The organism is Paenibacillus sp. FSL P2-0136, from assembly GCF_037975325.1.
GTDB classification, from domain to species: Bacteria; Bacillota; Bacilli; order Paenibacillales; family Paenibacillaceae; genus Paenibacillus_AQ; species Paenibacillus_AQ silagei.
In genome coordinates this window covers 2,959,634-2,980,977 of sequence record NZ_CP150244.1, presented here as the reverse complement: position 1 = coordinate 2,980,977, position 21,344 = coordinate 2,959,634, and the positions used below count along the sequence as shown (strand labels likewise).

Sequence of the window (21,344 nt, the reverse complement as noted above, 5' to 3'; positions counted from 1 at the left end):
TTTTAATCAAATCTACAATCGCAATATTATTAGCATTCAGTTCCTTCATAGGTCGAACTAAAATTTATCAAATGATATAATTGCTGAAGCAGCAGTTATCCCTATCTAAAGGAGATTTATTCCATGCCCATCAACCGACCACTACTCACTGACCAGGATCTGCAGGAAGCGATTGACCGCAAGCTGCCCGTCCGCGTCTTCCAGGATGACCATCTGGTGAATTCCGGCGCTACTATAGTGCGGTTCACGGATTCGGATGTTGTGATTCAGTCGCGGGTCAGTGATTTAACGTATTACTCGCGCAGCCGCTGTGAATTCTTTGAAGTCCGGCCTTAAGTGATGAATGCCCGGGCCTTGGACACGTGTGAGCTGTGCGGCCGTTCTCCTCTTGCAACTACCGTTCATCATCTGATTCCCCGCGAGAAAGGCGGCAGTCTGCTCCCGACTGCCCTTCTGTGCAAGGCTTGCCACCGGCAGATTCATGCCTTGTATACCAACAGCGATCTCGTTGTTCTTGGTCTTACGACACTGGAGGGACTGCGCAGCGACCCGCAGATTGCCGCTTATCTGAAATGGATCATGCGGCAGGCGCCGGGCTCCGAACCCAAGCTGCGTAAATCAAAGCGCGTTCGAAGCAAACGTTAATCTGCCGGATGGCAGGATGATGCTGGTGCTCTGAGGTGCAAAGCGCAGCAACTGGAAAAAGCTTTGCCGCCCTTCTAAGGGCGGTACCGTTTTCGCGAGAAATACAAGGATAATGTACAGCGTGAAACATAGACATTCTGTTCTTAACAAGGCATCCTAGCAGAGGCTTAGGATGACCTGCGTGCGAGCACAATGTATGCTGTTTTTCACATACATTCTGACCATATGCCTTATACCAGCCGATTGTATTTTGTTTTTAGCATACATTCAGCCTTAACCGGTGAAATCTGATATACTCCTGATAATAATTTCTTAAGCAGCAAAAAGGTGCCTTCCGAGTTCCGGGAGGCACCTTTTTGCTGCTTTTGCTGAAGGTTCTATGATTTGCTGCGATGTCTTCTGCATAAAATAGTTCTGCGGCTCTATTGCTTGCTTATTTCTTCATGTCGCCATAGCTGCTCAACTTCTCGTTAAGGACCTCCTGAAAGCTCTGGACTTTGTCTTCCTGTCTCTGCGCTTTGGGATGGACAACGGGCTGAGGTCTAAAAAACTGATGATTAAAAGCCATAAGGTTATGTACGCTCATACTCATTGAAGTTCAACCTCCTTCCATAATCTTCACCTTATTTGCGTGAGTGCGAAGCATCTTAACCCTTATATAAACCGCTCTTTCCAGTCCTAAACAGTTTTATCTCAGAAAAATGGAAATAGCGGACCCGGACTTGAAAACCAAAGTCCGGGTCCGCTGCTGAGTATCATCCTATTCATTCATCAACCCGACTAAATAATGGCTATAACGAAAAATCAGTCACGCCTTTCTTAGCGGCATATTTCAGCGTATAGGTTCCTCCGCCCTCAAAGGGCATCGTGGCCAGTTTGATCCGGGTATAATCAAGCCTATACTCTCTTAATACTTTTTTGATCAGAGCTATACCCCGTTGTTCATCCGTAATGACACAAAAGATATTAAGTACAAATTGCTGCGGGTCTGATACCGTTTTGCCCATCTCAGCCCCGTCTACATAGCCGAGTTCAGCATCAGCCAAGTGTACATTCAGATATTCCGTTACTTTATCCCTCAACCATTCATCGCGCTGGCTCCCTTTAATGCTTTTCAAGGGATATTGTAAGACAACCCAGCATTTCTGATTCATTCCAGTTCACTCCCCGTTTGAGTTAATGAAGAGCTGCCCGAATGCCGGGTTACTTCTTCAAGGCAGCCCAGGAGGCCTCATTCAGCAGCTCCAGCTCCTCCGGCTCCAGCCGGAAGGTCATGGTGCCGATATTCTCCCGGGCATGACGGACCTTGGAAGCGCCGGGAATCGCAACTACGGTGTCGCCATGATAATAAATCAGCCAATTGAGCGCAATCTGTCCCGGTGTACATCCGTATTTGTCAGCCAGTGCGGTTAGGGAGGTGATCAGCGGCTTGCTGCGCGCCAGGCTTTTATCGTCCAGGCCGGACATCATCCGCCGGGACCGCGAGACAGCTGCCACCTGAGAAGGATCATTGTGGAAGCGACCGGTCAGGATGCCCTGCTGAAGCGGGGAATAGGCGATGATCGAGATACCCAGCTCCTTGGCCGCAGCAATGATGCCGTTCTGATCGATGCTGCGGTGCAGCAGATTGTATTTCACCTGATTGGAGACCAGGGTAAGTTCGTAGGTCTGCAAGATACGGTGCGCTTCCACCATCTGCTTAGCTGAGTAATTGCTTACCCCGACATACCTGATTTTGCCGGCCTGTACCAGTCCCGCCATTGCTTTCATCTCACTGGCAATCGAGGATAAGGAGAACGGCTGGTGGATCTGGTACAGATCAATGCCTCTGCCTCCCAGGCAAGCAATCCGCTGATCAATCGTGGAGGTAATCGAGCGCGCTGTCCGCAGCATCGGCCACCATTTGGTGGCAATCAGCGGAGCCGCATGCGGGCTGCCTTCCTGCTGAAGCTGATCCAGCACATGAGCCAATGCTTCCTCCGATTTGCCTCCACCATAGATTTCTGCGGTATCCACCCAGTTCATGCCGCCTTCCAGGCTGACCCGTACGATATCCAGAATATCCGCGTCTGTGATATTGCTCCAGTAGCGGCCTACGATTCCGCTTCCCCGGCTGAACTGCCAGCAGCCCAGGCCAAGCGGCGATACCGATAGCTCAGAGCGTCCCAGAGGACGCAGCTGGACCTTGCTTGCCAATGTCTCCACGGTTCATCCTTCTTTCCAAGTGTTAGTTGAATACACTGTTATATAAGAGCTAATCTAGCGATGAGACAATCTGACTGTACACAAAGCTTATGACTTCGGCAGCAGCCTGTCAATGACAGCAGTGCAGGCAGGAGCTGGGGGCTTATGGATCACTGAAACTGGATAACCGGCCCCCAGTCTCTTTTATCGTGGCCTCTAAAAAGGTTGATATGGTATAATTACCCTGCCTATTCGTATCCAATTTGCAGGAAACACAAATGAACCACAAAAGTAATGGAGGGAATTCATATTCATGATTAAAATTCTAGGTTTCCTGCTGCTGTACCGTCTGCTCGGCAATCCCTTTCTGGCCCTGATCATTCTGCTCGTCGTTCTATATTTCGTAGACCGCCGTTATGTCGGCATTCTACCCAGCTTCTCCAAGCCTTTCCGCCGCAGCCGCCAGATGTCCAGGCTGCGGACAGCCATTGCCCAGAACCCGAACGATGTCACCGCCAAATTCGATCTGGCCCGGCTGCTGATTGAGCGCAAGCGCTACAGCGAGGCCAAGGAGCTGCTGACGGCCATCGCCGACCGTTATGAGACCTCGGCTGAATACTGGGTGGAGCTCGGATACGCCAACCTCAAGCTGGGCCAGCTTGCCGAAGGCGAAGCCCAGATGCTTCAAGGCCTTGAGATCAACCGCAGAGCCCAATATGGACAGCCTTACCTCCGTCTGGCCGAGACCTTCCGGCATATCGACCAGGACAAGGCGCTCCATTATGTGAGCCAATTCCAGGAGATCCAGACCTCCTCCAGCGAAGCCTATTATCTGGCCGGCTCCATGTACAAGACACTGGGCCGGACAGACGATGCCAAGCGCGCTTTTGAGGAATCGCTTGCCGTCTACCGTTCCTTGCCCAAATACAAGAAACGCCAGGAACGCGGCTGGGCGCTGCGCAGTTATTTTGCGAAGCTGCGTTAGGTATCTTCGCTATATTTCCAGCACAAATAGCCTCCGGTCCAAGTGTATTATGGAAACCGGAGGCTATTATGCTATTTTACGGGTATTTGGTTTTCACATACGTTCTGAAGTTTCTCTCTCTCACCAGTCGCTTGTAAGGAGTTGCATTGTTGCATTTTTTGCAGGATTTCTCTGTAAATGTTACTGGCTAGGGAGCAATGTTGCATCTTTTGCAGGATTTCCGGCGGTTAGAGTAAGTTAGTGCTGGATTTGTTGCATTTTGTGCAGGATTTCCGCATAGAGCGCTTCTATGGAGCAGCATTGTTGCACTTTTTGCAGGATTTCTCTATAACTGTGAATGGCAATGGAGCATGTGAGCCACACTTCATCGCAGCAGCGTCTATTGTATTATTATCCCGCTTCAAATCACTCCGGGGATGTTGCTGTAACCCCCCGCGCCGAATCCCAGATCCGCTGGAATTCAGCCAACAGCTTCTCGCGGCCGATCTGGCCGCCGATGTAAGCCTGCATCTGCACACTCATCTGCGAGGTGGTTGCCTCGTATCCCGGGTAGCGCTGCCATAGCCAGGGAAGTGTCTTGCCGGCCTTCATGTACGACATAATGTCGTCAGCGAGTGGTCCTAATCGGCCTTCCGGGACCGGTATGCTCTTAAGAGCGGGAATCAGCCGAGCATCGTCCACGACGAACTTCTTGCCAGCTTCAGAGCTGGCCAGCCAGCGCAAGAACGCCTTGGCCTCCTCCTTCATCACCGAGTTCTTCAGCACGACCCAATAATTCGCCACCCCGATCTGAAGCTTATCCATCCCCGCGCGGTCATCGTTCACCGGCATGGGCAGGAAGCCGATGTCCAGACCCGGAGCCAGCTTGTCCAGCTGCAGCTGTGTCCAGCTCCCCTGCTGCATCATCGCTGCCTGACCGTCGGCAAAATGCATCACCTGGGTATAATAATCCGTCTGCAGCGGTGCCTCCTGGCCATACTCCAGCGTGAGGTCAATCAGATCCAGCCAGCTGTCAAATATGCTGTTACCGGTCAGCTTGGCACTGCCGCTGCTGACCTCATCAATAAAATCGGCCGGATCAGGCTGCAGAGCAAAGGCAGTATTCAGCAGGTGATTACCGAGTACCCACCATTCCGCATAGCCGTTCTCGAACGGCCGGATGCCGGCCGCTTGAAGCTGCTCCGCCGCTGCTCTCAGCCCGCTGAGCGTCACCGGCGGGGTTTCAATGCCCGCCTTGCGGAACAGGGTCTTGTTGTAAATAAACCCCCAGCCTTCCATAGCAAGCGGCATCCCGTAGATCCGCCCGTCCTTCATTGTGGCGGGTCTGGCCAGCTCCTGTATCTCCTCCGCCCACGGTTCACTGCTCAGATCCTCCAGGTACTCCTCCCACAGATCAAGATCCGTATACCCGGCCACGAAGAACAGATCGGGCTTGTCGCCGGAGTTAAACCTCGTCTTCAGCTCCGCGCTGTAATCACAGCCCCCGCCGCAGGTGTCGAGCTCAATAGGTACGCCGGTTTCATCCTGATACTGCTGCGTCAGCGCATTCAATTGCTCCGCCATCTCCACCTTGAAGTTGAAGATTTTCAGCGGCCGCCCGGAGTTCCCGGCATCTTCCACCTGAGTTCTCCCGGCATCTGACTCATAGACGACGCCGTTTCTTCCCCCGCAGGCCGTCACTGCAACAGTGAGCAGGAGCATGACTGCGATTAACATCACCTGCCTGGAACTCATTATCTCTCGTCTGGATCTCATCATCGCCCGCCTGGATCTCATCGCATCGTCTCCCCCTTCGCCGCAAGCTGGCTGGCTTTACAACCAGTATAAACGCCATTCCCAGCGGGAAGATACGAAGAAATATTTACCTGCGCTTTATCTCGGCCTGCGCCTTATCTAGGCCAACGCTCTTCCTTGGACGCCAGCGGCCCGAACGGCTGGTGCGGCTCCGTCTGGTACCAGTAGGCAACCGAGGCCACATCGTCTTGACGCTCGAACAGGCCTTTTTTATAGACTCCAATCTGCTGTACCGTCACTTTAAAATCCTCATGGAACCGGATCGGGTCCAGAATATGCCAGCGGTAGAACCCGCGCATCGGCGGCGCGTCGTCGTTATGATAGAAATTATGAACCTCCTCATCGTGAGCGGAATAATACGGGTAGCCCATGTAAGGCGTACAGTACGTGTTCTCCACGGTCCTGCCGTTCTGCTGTGTTGCAAAGCTCCAAGCGCCCCCGAAATAATCCTCCATCCCCGTGCCGCAGATCGTCGGATATTCATCGTCTCCGTCGATGTACATCTTCAGTTCGCCTTCCCCCCACCAATACCGCTCCAGCGTCGTCAGCGCGATATAGGTTCCCACGTACTGTCCGCGGCCCTTCACATGGTCCAGAATAACGTAATCCTCCGCTTTGCTCGTGATCCGCTGCCGTCTCCACTGGGCGTGAAAATAGGCGGTCTCTTCTGGCAGTTCATCATGCAGGCAGTAATCGACCTGATAAAAAAGAGCCGGAACCTTGGCTTCATGCTGGTTCTCAATTTCAATTCTCGCCTTACGCCGGAACGGCATCGGGAAGTAGCAGTTGAAGCCCCGTGTCGGATTGACGACCATCGCCTGGGAATTGACGGTGCAGCCCCTCCCGAAGCCGTTGCAGAAGAAATCCCCGAGTGGACTTTCCACGGAAGGCTCTGTCTCATCGTCCCAATACATGCGCAGCACCAGGTCCCGTAAGACAAAGGTGTCCGCTTCCGTCCGGTCAGTGACGGTAATCCAGATATGTTCAATAATGCCCGGGCCATCAATTTCGGCCAGCAGGGCAGTGGCTCCAGGCGCAACATCCCGGATGCAGGGCGAGCCTTTGCGGGAAGGGCCGAGATGGCTGGCCGCCATACCTCCCTTACCTTTCTCCCCTTTCGGATTCTCTGCGTTAACGGCCCGGCTGCGGCCGGCTTTGAGCAGGGGAAGCGCCGACAGCCCTCCCAGAAACGGATGTTCAACCATAGTAACAGACTCCTCTCATTTTCTTTTTCTAATCATCAGCTAATCAGCCCTTAACTCCGCCGGCCATAATTCCCTCCATAATCTGTCTCTGGAAGATCGCTACGAACACGATAATCGGCAAAATAATGATCCAGCCCATCGCGCTGACCAGATCCCACGGCACGGCGTACATATTGTCTCTTAGTGGCAATTGCGTAATGGCCGTGGACAGCACCGAGATTCCATTGGAGTAGAACAGCGGCGTGAAGAAGTTATTCAGGCAGGTAATAAAGTTGACGATGCAGACCGTCGCCAGCGCCGGACGGAGCAGCGGAACGGTAACGTAAATCAGTGACTGGACAAATCCGCAGCCGTCAATCGCCGCCGACTCCTCGATCGAAACCGGGATATCGTTCAGATAGTTTTGCAGAATCAGAATGGTGAACGGAAGAATGCCGCTGATATACAAAATAATCAGTCCGGTATGCGTATCGTACAGATGCACGCTGCGCAGGAAATCGTACAGCGGCCGGGCGGTGACGACATCGGGAATCAGCATGGAGGCCAGCAGGAAGCCGGTGGCAATGGCAAGCCCCCTGGTGCGGAACCGGGCGAAGCTGAAGGCAGCCATCACGGACACGATCATCCCGATCAGAATCGACAGCCCGACGATAATGGCAGTATCCCAGATTTTCGGCAGCAGTCCCACGTTCTCAATCAGGTAGCGGTAGCTGGCAAGTGTCGGATGGTCCGGCCAGTATTTAATTGGTTTCGAGAACAGCTCCCCCGCCGGGGTAATAGACGAAATAAAAATCCACCAGAGCGGAAACAGAATCAGAAAGGCAACGATCAGCGCCAGTCCCCACATGAGCAGGGTGAGCGGCAGCGGTCTGTGGTTGTGAGTGGTCATCATACATCGCTCCTTAGTAATCTACGCGCTTGGCGGCCGACATGCTGAGCCCGCTGAGCAAGGCCATGACCAGAAACAGTACGACCGCAATGGCGGCAGCATAGCCCGTGTTGAGATTCGTAAATGCCTCGGTCGTTACCCGGTAGGCGATCAGTGCCGTGCTCTCTCCGGGTCCCCCGCTCGTCATCGCATACACGACATCAAAGGACGTAATCCGCCACATGGTGAAGAAAATGCTCAGCATCAGAATGTTGCGTGACAGCAGCGGCAGGGTGATGCTGAAGAAGGAACGGACCGGGCCTGCCCCGTCGATTTTAGCCGCTTCATACATTTCCGAAGATATAAACTGCAGTCCGGCCAACACCAGAATGGCGAAGAAGGGCAGATCCTTCCACAGATCAACGGCAATAACCGCAAAACGCGCCGTATTCGTATGGATCAGCCAGTCCAGCGTAAAGCCAGGGTTAAACCAGCGGACAAAATCGTTAATCAGCCCGTACTCGTTATTGAACGCCCACTTCGAGGCCATAGCGATGACCACCATAGGCATAGCCCAGGGCAGCAGCACTATCGTCCGCAGCACCTTTTGCCCGGCGAATTTCATGTTGAGAATCAGCGCCAGCGCAATGCCGAGCACGATGTGGCCGAGCATGGAGCCTGCAACGAATATAGCTGTAAATTCAATAGAAGTGATTACCTTGGAATCCTGAAACAACTGAATAAAATTATCGAAGCCAACGAACTCGTGAATCCCCCGCAGCAGCTTGACATCATACAGGCTGATGCGGAACGTTTCAATGATGGGATAGATCGTGGTGAACACCCGGATGATCAGCGCGGGGAGCACTAGCATCCACGCTATCACCCAGTATTTTCGGCTGGCATACATGGACAGCGCCCCTTTCCTGCGGCATTACTGGTAACGTTCAACCGCATCCTGCGCTTTTTGGCAGAATTCGTCCAGCGTGATTTTATCCTGAATATAGTTCTGGAACAGCGTGCCCATCTCGGCGATGAACTCCATTGTCTGCGGCAGCATAGGGCGTCCGTGAACCTCATTAGTGGACTGAATTTCTGTATAGATGTCCTTAATATCGCCGGTCACGGCTTCGTTTGCAGCAACATCTGCTCTGGCCGGGTAGCGGTCAAAATTCTTCCAGCTGTTCAACTCGCCGTCCTCGCTGGCTGCGTACTTCAGAAATTTGATCGCCGCCGCTTTGTTTTTGGAAGCCGAATTCAGCACATAGCTCCAGGAATCCGTGAAAATGCTGCGTTTCGCAAACTTAGGCATATTGACCATATGGATTTGGTCGGGACCATACCGGTTCGCCTGCTTATAATCCGTACCTGTCCCCCACATGAACACTGAGGCGTATTTGCCGTCGATAAACTTCTGGTTCATCTGCTCATATTTGTCCGCGATCTGATCGACCGGCGTTACCTTCCACGTGTTGGCCATGTCATACATGAACTTGACCGCCTCCCGGCTGTTCTCATTGGTCCAATCGTAGTAGTCGCCCCCGAACAAATTGACGAAGGTGGCAATTTCGTTGAAGACGTAAGTCTTTTCCCAGGAGCCGCCGTACCCGTACTGCCCGTCCTTGGTCGAAGCCTTCAGGAACTTTTCAAAATCCTCCTTGGTTTCGATCGAGGTCATCCCGGCCGCATCCAGCTTCTTCTGGTCGATCCACAGTCCGAGATACCCTGTATAGCTTGGCACGCCGAGCACATCGCCTTTAGCGGAGGTCAGCATATCCTTCATGTAGCCCTGCGGAAGCTGCTTCATAATATCCTCTGTCAGCACCGTATCCTGCAGCGGGTCCAGCCAACCGGCGTTTTTGAAAGACGTAGCCATTTCGTCATTGACTTCCAGAATGTCCACCGTACTGTCCCCGGAAGAAAGAATCGTGGAAATCTTCTGCTGGCGGGTATCCGAATCGGTCGGCGCGGCGACCCAGTTGATTTTGACCCCGCTTTTCTCCTGCGCTTCCTCCAGCCAGGCCTGAAAATTCGGGTTGGTGGATTGAATGGTATAGAGCGTAATTTCATCCTTGCCGCCTGCTGCACCGGAATCCGCGCTGTTCGCGCCGCTTCCTGCATTAGAGCCTCCGTTCGAGCATCCGGCCGTTAATACTGCCAGTGACAGCGAGCCTGCCATCAGTAGAGAAGACCATTTTTTCATGCCTTAACCTCCCTGCGTTTATCTTGTAAGCGCTTTACACGATCAGTATACTAACTTTACCGGGAACGGGAATACAGCCGGTGTTGACCAAAAATGTGTAAGATTGTGACCCTATTGACCCTTCCTTGGAAGCGGTGCTAGACTGTAGACCAATCTGCGGAATAAGGAGGAACGCCATTGCGGTACCGTAGCTTCCGAGGCAGTATACGCTACAAGCTGAGTGTCTTTCTGATGGCCGCCATTCTCGTGCCGATCGCAGCCTCAATTCTAATCTCCTATTTCTACACCAAGCACTCCTTGAAGAATGACGCGATCCGCGAAAATTCAAATACGGTCCGCCAAGGGACCACCAGCCTGATGGGGCAGCTGAACGCCATGAACAATATCTCGCTGAACGCCTACAATAACCTCAGGATGACGAATAGCCTGTACAACATTCTGGTGCAGGGCCGGAGCGACTTCATGGTGGAGAATAATATATATTCCGGTCTTCATGCCATCGAGCAATCCAGCAGGGACATTCAACAGGTCTATTTGTATTCGGATCTTGCCGACCAGTCCTGGCTGCTGATTGACGGCTACCTGAAGCGCGAGCCGGGCAGCGGCGGATTAGACGGCCATTTCGTGCAGCCGGTTGACAAAAACGATCCTTATCTGGAGCCGCCCCATCCTTCACATAATTACGGCATGGAGGAATTCCCGTACAGCCCGTCCAACACCGTATTTACGATTCACCGTCCGGTGTACCGGGCACCGCTCAAGGAGCGGATCGGGGTGCTGTCAATCGACTTCAAGCTGGATGAATTCCGCAGCATTATGAACATGCTCTATGATAAAGGACAAGAGAATATCTATCTGCTGGACGACACCGGAACTGCCGTCTATACGTCCAGGGAAGATGAAATCGGCACCAAACCTGATTATGCCTGGCTGCAGCATGCCCGGTACAGCTTCGCGGGGGCCGGCCACTTCTACTGGAACAGGGACGGGGACTTCAATGGCATCGTCGTATTCGAGAAGTTCGAGCTGATCGGGCGTATCTGGACCGTCGCTAAGCAGATCCCGGACAGCTACCTGTACAGCAACGCGGCCAGCGTGCTGCGCATTAATATGCTTGTGCTGCTGACCTGTCTGTTCATTGCGATCGCAGCTGCGCTGTTAGTTTCGGTCATGGTGACCGCTCCGATCAAGCGGCTGACCGAATCGATCCGCAGGATCAAGCTCGGCAAGCTGCAGTTCGACGGCGATCCTGACCGCAGCGACGAGGTTGGCGTGCTCGGGAGCGCAATCAAGAACATGGTCGATACGATCGACAATCTGATTATGCGGGAGCTGAGGCTGGAGCTGGCCAACAAGGATAACCAGTTAAAAGCGCTTCAGGCTCAGATTAATCCGCATTTTATTTTTAATACGCTGCAGTCTATCGGCTCTGTGGCCCTGCACCATAAGGTGCCCAGGATTTACGAGCTCACCTCTTCCCTCGGTCTCATGATGCGCTACAACATGAACACAGAGGAGCCGGTCGTGCCGCTCTCCAAGGAGATTGCCCATGCCCAGGCTTACCTGGAGCTGCAGCAGCAGCGGTTCAAGGACAGGCTCCGCCACCGCATTGAGATCAGAGGGGAGGCTGACTTAAATACACCGGTTCCCAAAATGATTCTGCAGCCGCTTATCGAGAACTGCTTCAAGCACGGCTTTGAAGGAGCGGAGCAGGCCGAGATTGGCATTGTAGTCGAAGTCAGCGGTGACACGCTAAGTATTACAGTCTCCGACAACGGTCCCGGCGTCACCCCGGAGCGCCTGCTGGAGCTAGAGCGGCAGATAGCCGGTGAACAGCCGGGCGGCACGGAAGGCGACAGCATCGGGCTGATGAATGTCGTCTCCCGGCTGCGCTTGTTCTTTAACGATCAAGCAGATGTAATACTTGGGCATGCGGAGCCTCACGGTTTCAACGTGCAGATTAGAATCCCACTGACGGAAGGGGCGTAACACCATGAAAGTGCTGATCGTGGACGATGAAGCCGACGTAAGAGATTCTATCCGGCTGCTTGTGGACTGGGAGGAATACGGCATTACGGACATTCTGGAGGCCTGCGACGGGGAAACGGCGCTGACACTGATTATGCGCGAGCGGCCGGAGATTATCTTTACCGATATGAAAATGCCCAATATGGACGGCATGGCGCTGCTGCAATGGATTGAGGACGAATCCCCGTTCTCCAAGCGGATCGTGATCAGCGGTTATGACGATTATGCTTACATCCGCAACACCATCAAGCATGGCGGAATGGACTATCTCCTGAAGCCGATCAACCGCAGCGAGCTGCTTGAGGCAGTCAATAGTGCCGCAAACGCATGGCGCAAGGACGAGGAAGCGCGCAGTCTCAACATCCAGCGGGAGGTAGAGATCAACAAAACGCTGCCTATGTATTGGGACAAAACACTCTCGGCCCTCGTCTCCCAGCCTGGCTCCCAGGCGGGAGCCGCTGACGAGCTAAGTGCTGCCTTCGGATGGCCGGCGGGGGCGGAATGCCGGGTTGTCCTGCTGCTGACCGATCCGCTTCCGCGCACCGTCCTGGGCAAATTCGGGCGCAATCCGGATCTGCTGCATTTTCTGATGGGCAATATCTGCAACGAAGTAATCGGCCCGGTCCGTAACGGTTATGCCTTTAAACATACAGACCCGAATTACGGGCTTGTCCTCCTGCTGACCGGGGAGCTGGGGCAGACCGATGCGAAGCTGAAAGCGATGAATGACGCGCTCTATAAGGTGCTTGGGGCACGTTTCCGCTTTGCCTGCGGAGGCATTGTCTCCTTCCCGCACGGCGTTAACACCGGCTTCCAGCAGACGCTGCAAACGGCGCGCGGAATCTCCTTCCTGGACGATACTCCGCTGATCTATCATTATGGCGGGAACCCGTCTACGCCGCGCGCTGCAAGGACTGTGCTGGCTGACTATGCCAGCCGGATCACGACAGCGGTCCACCGGGGGGACACTGCCCAGATTGGACAAGTAATCTCCGCCTGGATGGATGCGGTAGGCAAACGGCAGGCGGTCACATGGGAGGATCTGAAATACTGGCGTTACGAATACGGGCTGCTCAGAAACCGGCTGCTTCAGGACAAGACACCGATGGCCGGCGAGCCTGCCCCCTCTTCCTTCCCCGGGCTGTTCCCGCTGGATGAGAACGGTCGTCTGTCCCTGGAAGAATGGCAGCGGGAGTGGACGGAGGCGTTCACAGAAGTCGCTGACACCCTCAAGGAATCCCGGCTGCAGGAGAACAACGCGATTTATGAGATCAAGCGCTATATTGACCAGCATTACATGGATAATCTGACGCTCCAGCAAATCGCCGGCGAGTTTTTTCTTAGCCGCGAGTACGTTTCCCGGCGCTTCAAGCAGGTGTTCCATGAGAATATTTCGGAATATCTGGAGCGTGTCCGGATCGGTCATGCCAAGCTGCTGCTCGCCGGAGGGGAGCATAGAATAACCTCCGTCGCCGAGATGGTCGGCTACCAGGACGGCCGGTACTTCAGCAAAATCTTCAGTAAGCATACGGGGATGACGCCTAGGGAGTGGCGTAAGGAGCCGGAGACTTAGGCTGGATCAGAAGTTAAGCATCTCGGCATTCTTTCTAAGCAAATAGCCTCCGGTCCAAGTGTATTATGGAAACCGGAGGCTATTTGTGCTATTTTACCGGAACAGTGACCTCCAGCTCGGGAATGTACAGCTTCTGTCCATCCTTCCAAATGGTAGGCTTAATGGTGATGCGGTCCGGGATCGTCTCAAACGGTTCATAATTAAAATTCTTGTATAAGAAATTGCCTTCGCCCGTCCCGCCTTCGCCGCCGAGTTCCCTAACTTCCCGCCCTTGCTCGTCTGAAAGCTCAAAAAAGACCGAGAAGTGACCATTCACCTTATATTTATCCGGAATGTTTGCTTCTATTGCCGTAATGTGCGCCCCTGGTTCTCCTTGTATTTCTGCCGTCAGCTGAGTTGAAGTAGTACTTACCTCCAGCCGTTTAATCATCAGTTTAATGTGATCATGAGTTTTCAGAATATCCGGTGTAAGAACGAAGCTCTCCGATACTTGGCGGGTTACGGGGAACTCAAAAATGAACGGGTCGGCAAACCCGGGAAGATAGACAGACATTTTTAAATCAAAGGTGTCCGGAAGCTGCAAATTCCCTGAATTTAGAGCTGTAACAATGACAGAATCGGGTGCCTCCGGCCCTCCGGGTGCAATCCCCCCTCCCGTATTAACAAGCTCTCCGTTGACATAGAAATCGATGGGCCGATTGAGACTGCCTGTCTTCGGATCAGGGATAGCCCATGAATCTGAAAAAGACTTGTGCTCATACACGCCCTTCGACCGGGTCAGCACCAGCGACAGACGGCTTCCGTCATACATTTGTTCCGATACGGTTAGCGTCATCCCGTCCTGTGTAACGGTCTGCTGAACATTTGTGGTTAACCCTGCTTCATTTGCTTTTCGCAGCCCGGCATCTCCTGCAAGCTGGAATACGCTTGACATGAACGGCAACTGCTTCAAGGTCTCTGCCATGGCCGGTGAGATAAATCCCAGGCTAATCAGGAGCACCAGCCCTCCGGCCACAGATGCTGCACTGATCATCACCCGGGACAGCCACCGGGGCATTCTTTTACGTCTAACGGTCTCTTGATGTTCTGAAGCCGCCTCCAAGCGAGTCTCATCCTTCCCACTGATGATCTGGTAAGTCTCCTCCATACGCAGATGCACAAGCTCCGGCAGTTCAGGAAGAGTCTCTTCCTGAAGGTCTGTCAGCCTGCTTTCCAACCGCTGCTGGCTCATCCGTTCACCTTCCTTTCTACAGGTTGCTCCAGGGATTGCTGTAACGTCTTACGGGCGCGGTGCAGCCTGGTCTTGACGGCGCTCTCTGACAGCTCAAGCAGCCCGGCAATCTCTTGTACAGTTAACCCCTGATAATAATGCAGCTTAACAATGGTACCTGATATCTCTTCGAGCCTGCCAATGGCCTGACGCAGATCCATCTCTTCTGCGAACGAAGATATGACTTGTACGCTCTCCGGCGGATCGGGCATGACGACTACCCTTTCCCGTCTGCGCAGAATCAAGTTGCATTCGTTGATCAGAATACGAAATAGCCATGTGTTGAAATAAGCCGCTTCTTTCAGTCCTGAGATGGCTTTAAAAGCTTTCAGCACCGTCTCTTGCATCGCATCTGCACAATCCTCGTCACTCCTGACCATGGACTTAGCCATACTGTACATCCGCCGCTCCTGCCTCTTTACCAGCTGGATGAAGACCTCGCTGTCACCCGCCTGGGCTCGCCTGACCAGATCCTCTTGTCCGTTATTCAAATATGATTGCCCCCCTTCTTCCGGGAAGCTGCCGCATCCCCATTCAGTGCTTTCTTTCATATACTCTTTAGATGATGTACAAGCCGATAAGGTTACATCGAAGCTTATATTTTTTCTACGCTTGTTCATGAACAGGAACGCACGAATTCGGTTTTCCGCATACATTTGGCTCATGAGCCACGCGACCGCCGATTGTGTTCGGTTTTTCGCATACATTTGCTCCATATCCGCCACGCCAGCCTATTGTGTTCGGTTTTTCACACACATTTGGCCCACGCGCCCACATAGCACCGAATGTGTTCGGTTTTCCGTACACATCTGGCCCATGTGCTCACTCGACCCCCGATTGTGTTCGGTTTTCCGCATACATGCCAAACTGATCAATCTTAAGAGCACATATCCTCGGACAGATGTAAATCATAACTTCCCCAACAGCAAAGAACAGGCTCCGCTTAGTAGCGAAAGCCTGCTCTTTGCTGTTTCATCCAACGCTAACTTACTTGTTACATATCCAGCGTTCTAGGCTGATCCTCCCCGGCCGCCGGACGGAACGGCCACCAGTTAGCCCGGCCGAACATCCGCACCATCACCGGCACGAAGAATGGCAGGAATACCAGTGCATACAGTGCCAGACCGGACAGTACAACCGTGGCAATCTGCATCATCGACAGGACCCCGGACGGGTACATCGAGGCGAAGGTACCGCCCAGAATCACTACAGCCGAGAGAATCACAGTTCCCATATTGCGCATAGCGTGCAGAATGGCTTCACGCACATCCCAGGTTTTATTCTCGTTGAAGCGTGCCATCAGGAAGATACTGTAGTCCACCCCGAGAGCAATCAGCATGACGAAGCTGAAGAACGGAGTCGTCCAGGTGATCCCTGAATAGTTCAATAGATGAACGAAGATTGCTTCCGTTACCCCAAGTGCAGTGAAGTAAGTGATCAGCAGCGAGACAATCAGATACACTGGCATAACAATCGAACGGAACAGTACCACCAGGATGATGAAAATACCGCCCAGCATCAGAATCACCGTACGTGTGTAATCCTCATTGGAGATTGTCTGCAAATCGCTGTAGGTGCTGGTCACACCACTCATGGCTGTCTCCGCATTCTCCAGCTTGGTGCCGGCCACGGCACGGTCCAACGCTTCCTGAATCTGTCCGACGCTGTCAATAGCCTCCGCGCTGTATGGATTACCCGCGAATACAACATCAATCGTCATGACCTTGCGGTCCCCGGACAGATAGTTATCAAATACCTGCTGCATGCCCTTAGCCTTAAGCGCCTCTGCCGGAACCAGGAACCCGCTCAGCTCATCATCCTTGGCGTCCTGAATCTGCTTAAGGTAATCCTGCGCAGAGCTTAGGCCGCTGGTGATTTGTCCCAGACCATCCGCACTTTGCGTCAGTCCGTCCGTCAGCTGGCCAAGCTGGCCCGTAAGCTCGCCGAACCCGTCAGCAAGCTGTTTCTGCCCGCCTTGCAGCTGTGTAAGCCCGGTGGTGATCGCCGGAAGCTTGCCGACAATCTGCCCCTGGCCGTCTGCCGCCTGCTTCAGGCCGGTTTGCAGCTGGCCGATACCAGCTACCAGCTGATCCAGCCCTTTCGCCAGCGCCACCTGGCCTGCTGCCGCTTTGGAGTAACCGGCATTGGCCTCGTTCAATCCGGCTGCTGCACCGCTTAGCTGGGCCGAAATCTCGCCCAGTCCTCCAGCCAGTCCCGCAGCTCCGGTACCGCTCTGCGTTACCGTGCCTTTAATCGTCTGGTAATTCACATCCTGGAGCAGCTCAGGGTAGGCGGCTTCCAGTCCAGTGAAGGAAGCTCCCAGACCGTTAAGCGCATCCGCCACGCCTTGAAGCTGTGTCTGCAGACCGGCGAGGCCCCCGTTCAGCGCGGTCAGGCCGCCGCCGATCTTCTTATAGCCTTCGAGCAGCGCAGCGTTTGCATCGGCCAGCTGCTTCGCGCTGGCCGCCGCCTGCGTGAGGCCCGCTTTAATCTCGCCGGCTCCGGCCGAGCCGCTGCGGATGCCGCTCTCGATCCTCGACAAGCCGTCGCCCAGCGCCTCAATCCCTTTTTTAAGCTCGGCTGTGCCCTCTGTCAGCTTGGCGCTGCCAGAAGCCGCTTCTGTAAGCTTAGGCTCATTCTCCTTCAGCTGCTTACTCGCTTCGCTCAGCCCGCTCTGGATTTTGGTTAAGCCTTCATTACTTTGATCAAGACCGTCTGACAGAGTTGCCACCTGAGTAGGAATCAGGAAGTCATTAATTTGCTCCCCGGTTGGCCGTGACATGCTGCGTACAGCTTTGACACCCTCTACCTTTTCCAGCTCACGGCTGATCTTCTCCGCAAGCCCCATATATTCAGCGGTATCCATCCGGTCATCGTTCTTGATCACTATCTTGCCAGGCATGGATTCGCCCGGACCGAAGCTCTCGGAAATAATATTGAAGCCTTTGACCGAAGCGTAATTCGGCCCGATCTCATCCATGTTGTTGAACGACAGCTTCCCGCTGTAGGTAAGCAGGAACGGCGCAACAATGGCAGCTACAATCAGCAGCGCAGCCCAGGGTCTCTTCAGGGAGAACGAACCGGCCGCTCCCCAGATCCGGCTCTCACTATGTTCCAGCTTGCCGCGTGACGGCCAGAACAGCTTTTGACCCAGCACCGCCATGAAGAACGGAACCACAGTCACGAGCGCCAGCAGCATAACAGCTATGCCGACAGCCACCGCCACCGCCGAACGGTAGAGCATGAACTGGGACAGGCCGATGGCCAGGAAGCCGACGAAGACCGCCAGTCCTGAATAGAAGACTGTTCCTCCGGCTTTCCGGTAAGTGGCGATAATGGCACTGGTAGTATCCTCAGACTGGACAAGCTCCTCCTTGAACCGGCTGATCAGCAGAATGCAGTAATCGGTCCCGATCCCGAACATAACGGCCACCATGAAGATCTGTGTGAAGGTCGACAGCGGGAAATCAAACCGGTCCACCAGAAAAGCCACAATCGACTGGGAAACGATATAACTCAGCCCCACCGTTAACAGCGGTACAAACGGCGCCACGACCGAGCGGAACACCACGAACAGGATCAGCAAAATAAACACGACAGTGATGTATTCCGACTTCTTCAGTCCGGCTTCCGAGCTGGCAATCGTATCCTCTGTAATCAGTCCTTCACTGGTCATGTAATGATCCGCAGTGACGTTACCCAGCAGCTCAGCAGACTTTGCCGGGAGCTCCTTGACCGCATCTTCTCCGCCTTGCACCGACAAAGCGACCATAATCGTCTTGCCGTCCCCCGCAATCAGCGTATCCTTAAGCTCAGGCTGTGAGAACGGATCTGTGATCGTGCTGAGCTTCAGGGAATCCTTATTCTCCGCCAGCCGCTCCACACCCTGCTTAATACTCTCGGTGTCTGCGGCTTCAAGCCCCTCCGGCTTATGGAACACCAGTGCAACCTGATGCACCGTTTCCCCGTCTTTGGCAGATGCCACTTCCTTCATAATCTCGGCCGCCCTTGATGAAGTGTAGCCAGCCGGTACTGAGATTTGCCCCTTCTCCCGGACCAGATCCGACATCCCGGGTGCTGTCAAGAATAACACTACTGCCACAGCCAGCCATACCGCGATAATGGCCCATCTTGCCTTCAAAATCGTTCTCAATTGCTTCTCCCCCCTGCATCCTGCATCAGAAATGCCAGCTTCTCAAACATCGTAATAAACTGCTCAATATTGTTATCCTCGAAATGGAACAAATAAGGGGAGATAACCTCCTGCATTTGCTTATCAGAGGTATAGTAGACGCTCTTCCCATGCTCCGTCATGGTCAGATACACCTGCCTGCGGTCATTCTCGTCCCGGGTCCGCTGGATCATCCCCGCTTCATCCAGCCGGTTGATAATAGCAGTAATCGAGCTTTTGCCTACGGCGACAGCTTCAGACAGATAAGTCGAGGTGCACTTCTCCTGCCCGCTGATCAGCCTGAGAATAAGGAATTGATCCGTCGTCAGACCTTCGCCAAAAATCTCCCGGAGCCTCGCGTTGATCTGCCTGGTGACAACCATATAGGCGTCTACGTAGCGGTTGATCCATTCCTCTGCATCTTTCTTCAAAGCTGCTTCCACCTTTCCGGATAATAGTTCACCTGTAGAATAGTTTTATAGTAAAACTATATTGTCCTTTGCGTTAAAAGTCAACTGGTTTCATGAATTTTACATTGATATTCATCAGGGGGACTAAATAAGCCTCATGGACGCAAAAAGCCACCCTGCACGCAAAGTGCAGAGTGGCTAATATTGTAATTTTCACCTATTGCCTCTCCCGATACCGCTCGGCCCGCTTACTCCTCGTCCTCCGTCTCTTCCACCTCATAGACACAGCGGAACATTTCGATGCCGGCAGCGTTCTCGCCCAGGCTGTACACCATGAAGCCCAGACTGCGGTAAAAGTCAGCGGCAATCTCGTCCTCGGTCTCCGCTATCAGGTAACGCGGCTGACGGGAGGTGACCAGCTCAAGAATCATGCCCCGCGCATATCCTTTGCCCCGGTTCTCCGGGAGCACTGCGATATGGCGGATGTCGAGCGAGCCGTCTTCGGTCTCTTCGTAGCCGGTCAGTCCGACCAGCAGCCCGTCCTCCTCCCAGCCGCACAGCTGCATAGCCGCAAGCTTACTGTATTCCTCCGAAGTGCGGATCAGCGCATCCGGGTCATCTATAACCGCATAAGCCAGCAGCTCATTCACCTGCGGTGTGCCGACAAGCGGCTTCAAATCAATCAACATATGTCTCATCCTCCTAAAAGTATACCTGGCCCCAGACTACCGCTATCCCCGCACCAGCCGCAGCAGCGCATACCCCGTCCACACACCCACCAGGTTAAGCAGCAGATCATCGATATCCAGGCTCCCGACATGCAGCAGCATCTGCAGCAGCTCCAGTATAATGATGCCAAGCGCAGAGAGAAGCGTCAGGCGGATAAAAGAACGGTAACCGGTCACCACCAGCGGAAGCAGAATGCCAAAAGGCGCGAATACCGCCACATTCCCCAGAAGATTCACCAGCCTGCTGGCATACGATAATCCATTGGCCATATCAAAGTATAAACGCACCGTACGCAGCGGTTCAAGATTGTAACGGAGCGGCCCGTCCAGCTGAACGGTCCGTCCGAACCCGATGAACATCCAGTACAGCAGCATTGCGCTATAGGCAATCAGCAGCAGCCAGGCCAGGAACCGGCGTCCGGGTGGAAGCGCCTGCTTGACTGTAGCGGCCTTCCCCTTCCGGCGGCTTGTACGCGGCTTAGCGATCCTGGTCACCTTCAATAATCTCAATCGTGCCGTCTTTCTTGCCGATAATCGCCAGATCTGCAATTCCGATGAAGAGGCCGTGCTCGACAACTCCCGGAATACGCTGGAGGGCAAGCGCCAGCTCTGCCGCCGATTCAATCGCTTCAAAACGGCAGTCCGCAATATAATTGCCGTTATCCGTCTTGTACAGGTCTTCTCCGCTGCGCCGCAGCTCCGTCTTACAGCCCAGCTTAGCGAGAGCGGCAACCGTCCACTCCCAGGCGAACGGCACAATCTCCACCGGTAACGGGAACTTCCCGAGCGTGGTCACCGCCTTGCTCTCATCGGCCACAACGATCATGCGGGCGCTGCCCATAGCGACAATCTTTTCCCGCAAAAGCGCACCGCCCCCGCCCTTAATCAGCTGCAGCGCCCCGTCCAGCTCATCCGCCCCGTCAATCGTCAGGTCGAGGCTGTCCACATCACTGAACGCTACCAGCGGGATGCCCAGCTCACGGGCCTGATCCTCAGACGCCTGTGAAGTAGCAACGGCTGTAATCTGCAAGCCCTCGCTTACCCGTTCCCCCAGCTTGCGGATGGCCCAGTAAGCAGTGGAGCCTGTTCCCAGGCCCACCCTCATACCGTCCTTCACATATTCGACTGCCTTCTCCGCTGCCAGCTGTTTCACATTGATACTCATTTTATTCCCTCCATATTATCCGTTATAATGAACGAAGTGGAATGGGCTGTGCCCGTCCACAAGGAATTCTTAGCCTTACTAATCAGCCTGACACTAATAATCCATCAGGAGGCAT

At 53.8% G+C, this 21,344-nt stretch carries 21 protein-coding genes; 6 read left to right on the top strand and 15 right to left on the bottom strand.

What is annotated here, in order from left to right:
- Positions 1-123 precede the first annotated feature (123 nt).
- Together NYE26_RS12380 and NYE26_RS12375 are read left to right on the top strand one after the other, a co-directional pair.
- Complete coding sequence (locus NYE26_RS12380) at positions 124-336, top strand: hypothetical protein (protein WP_209873220.1); 213 nt, start codon at positions 124-126, stop codon at positions 334-336.
- A gap of 3 nt (positions 337-339) precedes the next feature.
- Positions 340-645, top strand: coding sequence for an HNH endonuclease signature motif containing protein (locus NYE26_RS12375; RefSeq protein WP_339257452.1), 306 nt, complete (start codon positions 340-342; stop codon positions 643-645).
- A gap of 433 nt (positions 646-1,078) precedes the next feature.
- On the opposite strand, the gene NYE26_RS12370 is transcribed toward NYE26_RS12375, so the two are convergent.
- The 3 genes from NYE26_RS12370 to NYE26_RS12360 form a co-directional block, all read right to left on the bottom strand.
- Complete coding sequence (locus tag NYE26_RS12370; RefSeq protein ID WP_209873214.1) at positions 1,079-1,237, bottom strand: hypothetical protein; 159 nt, start codon at positions 1,235-1,237, stop codon at positions 1,079-1,081.
- A gap of 199 nt (positions 1,238-1,436) precedes the next feature.
- Complete coding sequence (locus tag NYE26_RS12365) at positions 1,437-1,799, bottom strand: hypothetical protein (RefSeq protein ID WP_339256154.1); 363 nt, start codon at positions 1,797-1,799, stop codon at positions 1,437-1,439.
- Between the two features lie 49 nt (positions 1,800-1,848).
- Positions 1,849-2,850, bottom strand: coding sequence for an aldo/keto reductase (locus NYE26_RS12360; protein WP_339256153.1), 1,002 nt, complete (start codon positions 2,848-2,850; stop codon positions 1,849-1,851).
- A gap of 292 nt (positions 2,851-3,142) precedes the next feature.
- On the opposite strand from NYE26_RS12360, the gene NYE26_RS12355 reads away from it, so the two are divergent.
- The gene (locus tag NYE26_RS12355) at positions 3,143-3,814 is read left to right on the top strand and encodes a tetratricopeptide repeat protein (protein ID WP_339256151.1); all 672 of its coding nucleotides are present in this window, start codon (positions 3,143-3,145) and stop codon (positions 3,812-3,814) included.
- Between the two features lie 405 nt (positions 3,815-4,219).
- Here the strand turns inward: NYE26_RS12355 and NYE26_RS12350 are convergent, their stop codons facing one another.
- On the bottom strand, positions 4,220-5,530 hold the full coding sequence (locus tag NYE26_RS12350; RefSeq protein WP_339256149.1) for an ABC transporter substrate-binding protein: 1,311 nt from the start codon (positions 5,528-5,530) through the stop codon (positions 4,220-4,222).
- On the opposite strand from NYE26_RS12350, the gene NYE26_RS12345 reads away from it, so the two are divergent.
- Entirely contained in the window at positions 5,514-5,711 is a 198-nt protein-coding gene (locus NYE26_RS12345) for a hypothetical protein (RefSeq protein ID WP_339256147.1), read from the top strand. The two genes, NYE26_RS12350 and NYE26_RS12345, sit on opposite strands and share 17 nt — an antisense overlap.
- Here NYE26_RS12345 and NYE26_RS12340 read toward each other — a convergent pair.
- From NYE26_RS12340 to NYE26_RS12325, 4 genes are read right to left on the bottom strand one after another with little or no spacing between them, the layout of a single operon-like run.
- The gene (locus NYE26_RS12340; RefSeq protein ID WP_339256145.1) at positions 5,704-6,813 is read right to left on the bottom strand and encodes a glycoside hydrolase family 172 protein; all 1,110 of its coding nucleotides are present in this window, start codon (positions 6,811-6,813) and stop codon (positions 5,704-5,706) included. The genes NYE26_RS12345 and NYE26_RS12340 overlap by 8 nt on opposite strands.
- A 43-nt stretch (positions 6,814-6,856) precedes the next feature.
- Positions 6,857-7,705, bottom strand: coding sequence for a carbohydrate ABC transporter permease (locus NYE26_RS12335; protein WP_339256143.1), 849 nt, complete (start codon positions 7,703-7,705; stop codon positions 6,857-6,859).
- A gap of 10 nt (positions 7,706-7,715) precedes the next feature.
- Entirely contained in the window at positions 7,716-8,591 is an 876-nt protein-coding gene (locus NYE26_RS12330) for a sugar ABC transporter permease (RefSeq protein ID WP_036729248.1), read from the bottom strand.
- A 24-nt stretch (positions 8,592-8,615) separates the two neighbouring features.
- A complete protein-coding gene (locus NYE26_RS12325; RefSeq protein WP_339256141.1) occupies positions 8,616-9,884 on the bottom strand; it encodes an extracellular solute-binding protein in 1,269 nt (422 codons plus the stop codon).
- A gap of 177 nt (positions 9,885-10,061) precedes the next feature.
- On the opposite strand from NYE26_RS12325, the gene NYE26_RS12320 reads away from it, so the two are divergent.
- Both NYE26_RS12320 and NYE26_RS12315 read left to right on the top strand, forming a co-directional pair.
- On the top strand, positions 10,062-11,873 hold the full coding sequence (locus NYE26_RS12320; protein ID WP_339256139.1) for a histidine kinase: 1,812 nt from the start codon (positions 10,062-10,064) through the stop codon (positions 11,871-11,873).
- 4 nt (positions 11,874-11,877) lie between these two features.
- Positions 11,878-13,485, top strand: a complete 1,608-nt coding sequence (locus NYE26_RS12315) for a response regulator (protein ID WP_339256137.1) — start codon at positions 11,878-11,880, stop codon at positions 13,483-13,485.
- A gap of 88 nt (positions 13,486-13,573) precedes the next feature.
- Here the strand turns inward: NYE26_RS12315 and NYE26_RS12310 are convergent, their stop codons facing one another.
- From NYE26_RS12310 to rpiA, 7 genes are all read right to left on the bottom strand, one after another.
- The gene (locus NYE26_RS12310) at positions 13,574-14,716 is read right to left on the bottom strand and encodes a DUF4179 domain-containing protein (protein WP_339256135.1); all 1,143 of its coding nucleotides are present in this window, start codon (positions 14,714-14,716) and stop codon (positions 13,574-13,576) included.
- Positions 14,713-15,246 (bottom strand): sigma-70 family RNA polymerase sigma factor, encoded by a 534-nt coding sequence (locus NYE26_RS12305; protein WP_339256133.1) that lies wholly within the window; start codon positions 15,244-15,246, stop codon positions 14,713-14,715. The genes NYE26_RS12310 and NYE26_RS12305 overlap by 4 nt, the downstream gene beginning before the upstream one ends.
- Before the next feature lie 503 nt (positions 15,247-15,749).
- Complete coding sequence (locus NYE26_RS12300; RefSeq protein WP_339256131.1) at positions 15,750-18,908, bottom strand: MMPL family transporter; 3,159 nt, start codon at positions 18,906-18,908, stop codon at positions 15,750-15,752.
- The gene (locus NYE26_RS12295; protein ID WP_339256129.1) at positions 18,905-19,357 is read right to left on the bottom strand and encodes a MarR family transcriptional regulator; all 453 of its coding nucleotides are present in this window, start codon (positions 19,355-19,357) and stop codon (positions 18,905-18,907) included. Before NYE26_RS12295 ends, NYE26_RS12300 begins: the two co-directional genes overlap by 4 nt.
- A 227-nt stretch (positions 19,358-19,584) precedes the next feature.
- A complete protein-coding gene (locus tag NYE26_RS12290; RefSeq protein ID WP_339256127.1) occupies positions 19,585-20,025 on the bottom strand; it encodes a GNAT family N-acetyltransferase in 441 nt (146 codons plus the stop codon).
- A gap of 42 nt (positions 20,026-20,067) precedes the next feature.
- Complete coding sequence (locus tag NYE26_RS12285; protein ID WP_339257450.1) at positions 20,068-20,559, bottom strand: VanZ family protein; 492 nt, start codon at positions 20,557-20,559, stop codon at positions 20,068-20,070.
- On the bottom strand, positions 20,543-21,223 hold the full coding sequence (gene rpiA / locus NYE26_RS12280) for a ribose-5-phosphate isomerase RpiA (protein ID WP_339257448.1): 681 nt from the start codon (positions 21,221-21,223) through the stop codon (positions 20,543-20,545). Before rpiA ends, NYE26_RS12285 begins: the two co-directional genes overlap by 17 nt.
- Between the last annotated feature and the right edge of the window lie 121 nt (positions 21,224-21,344).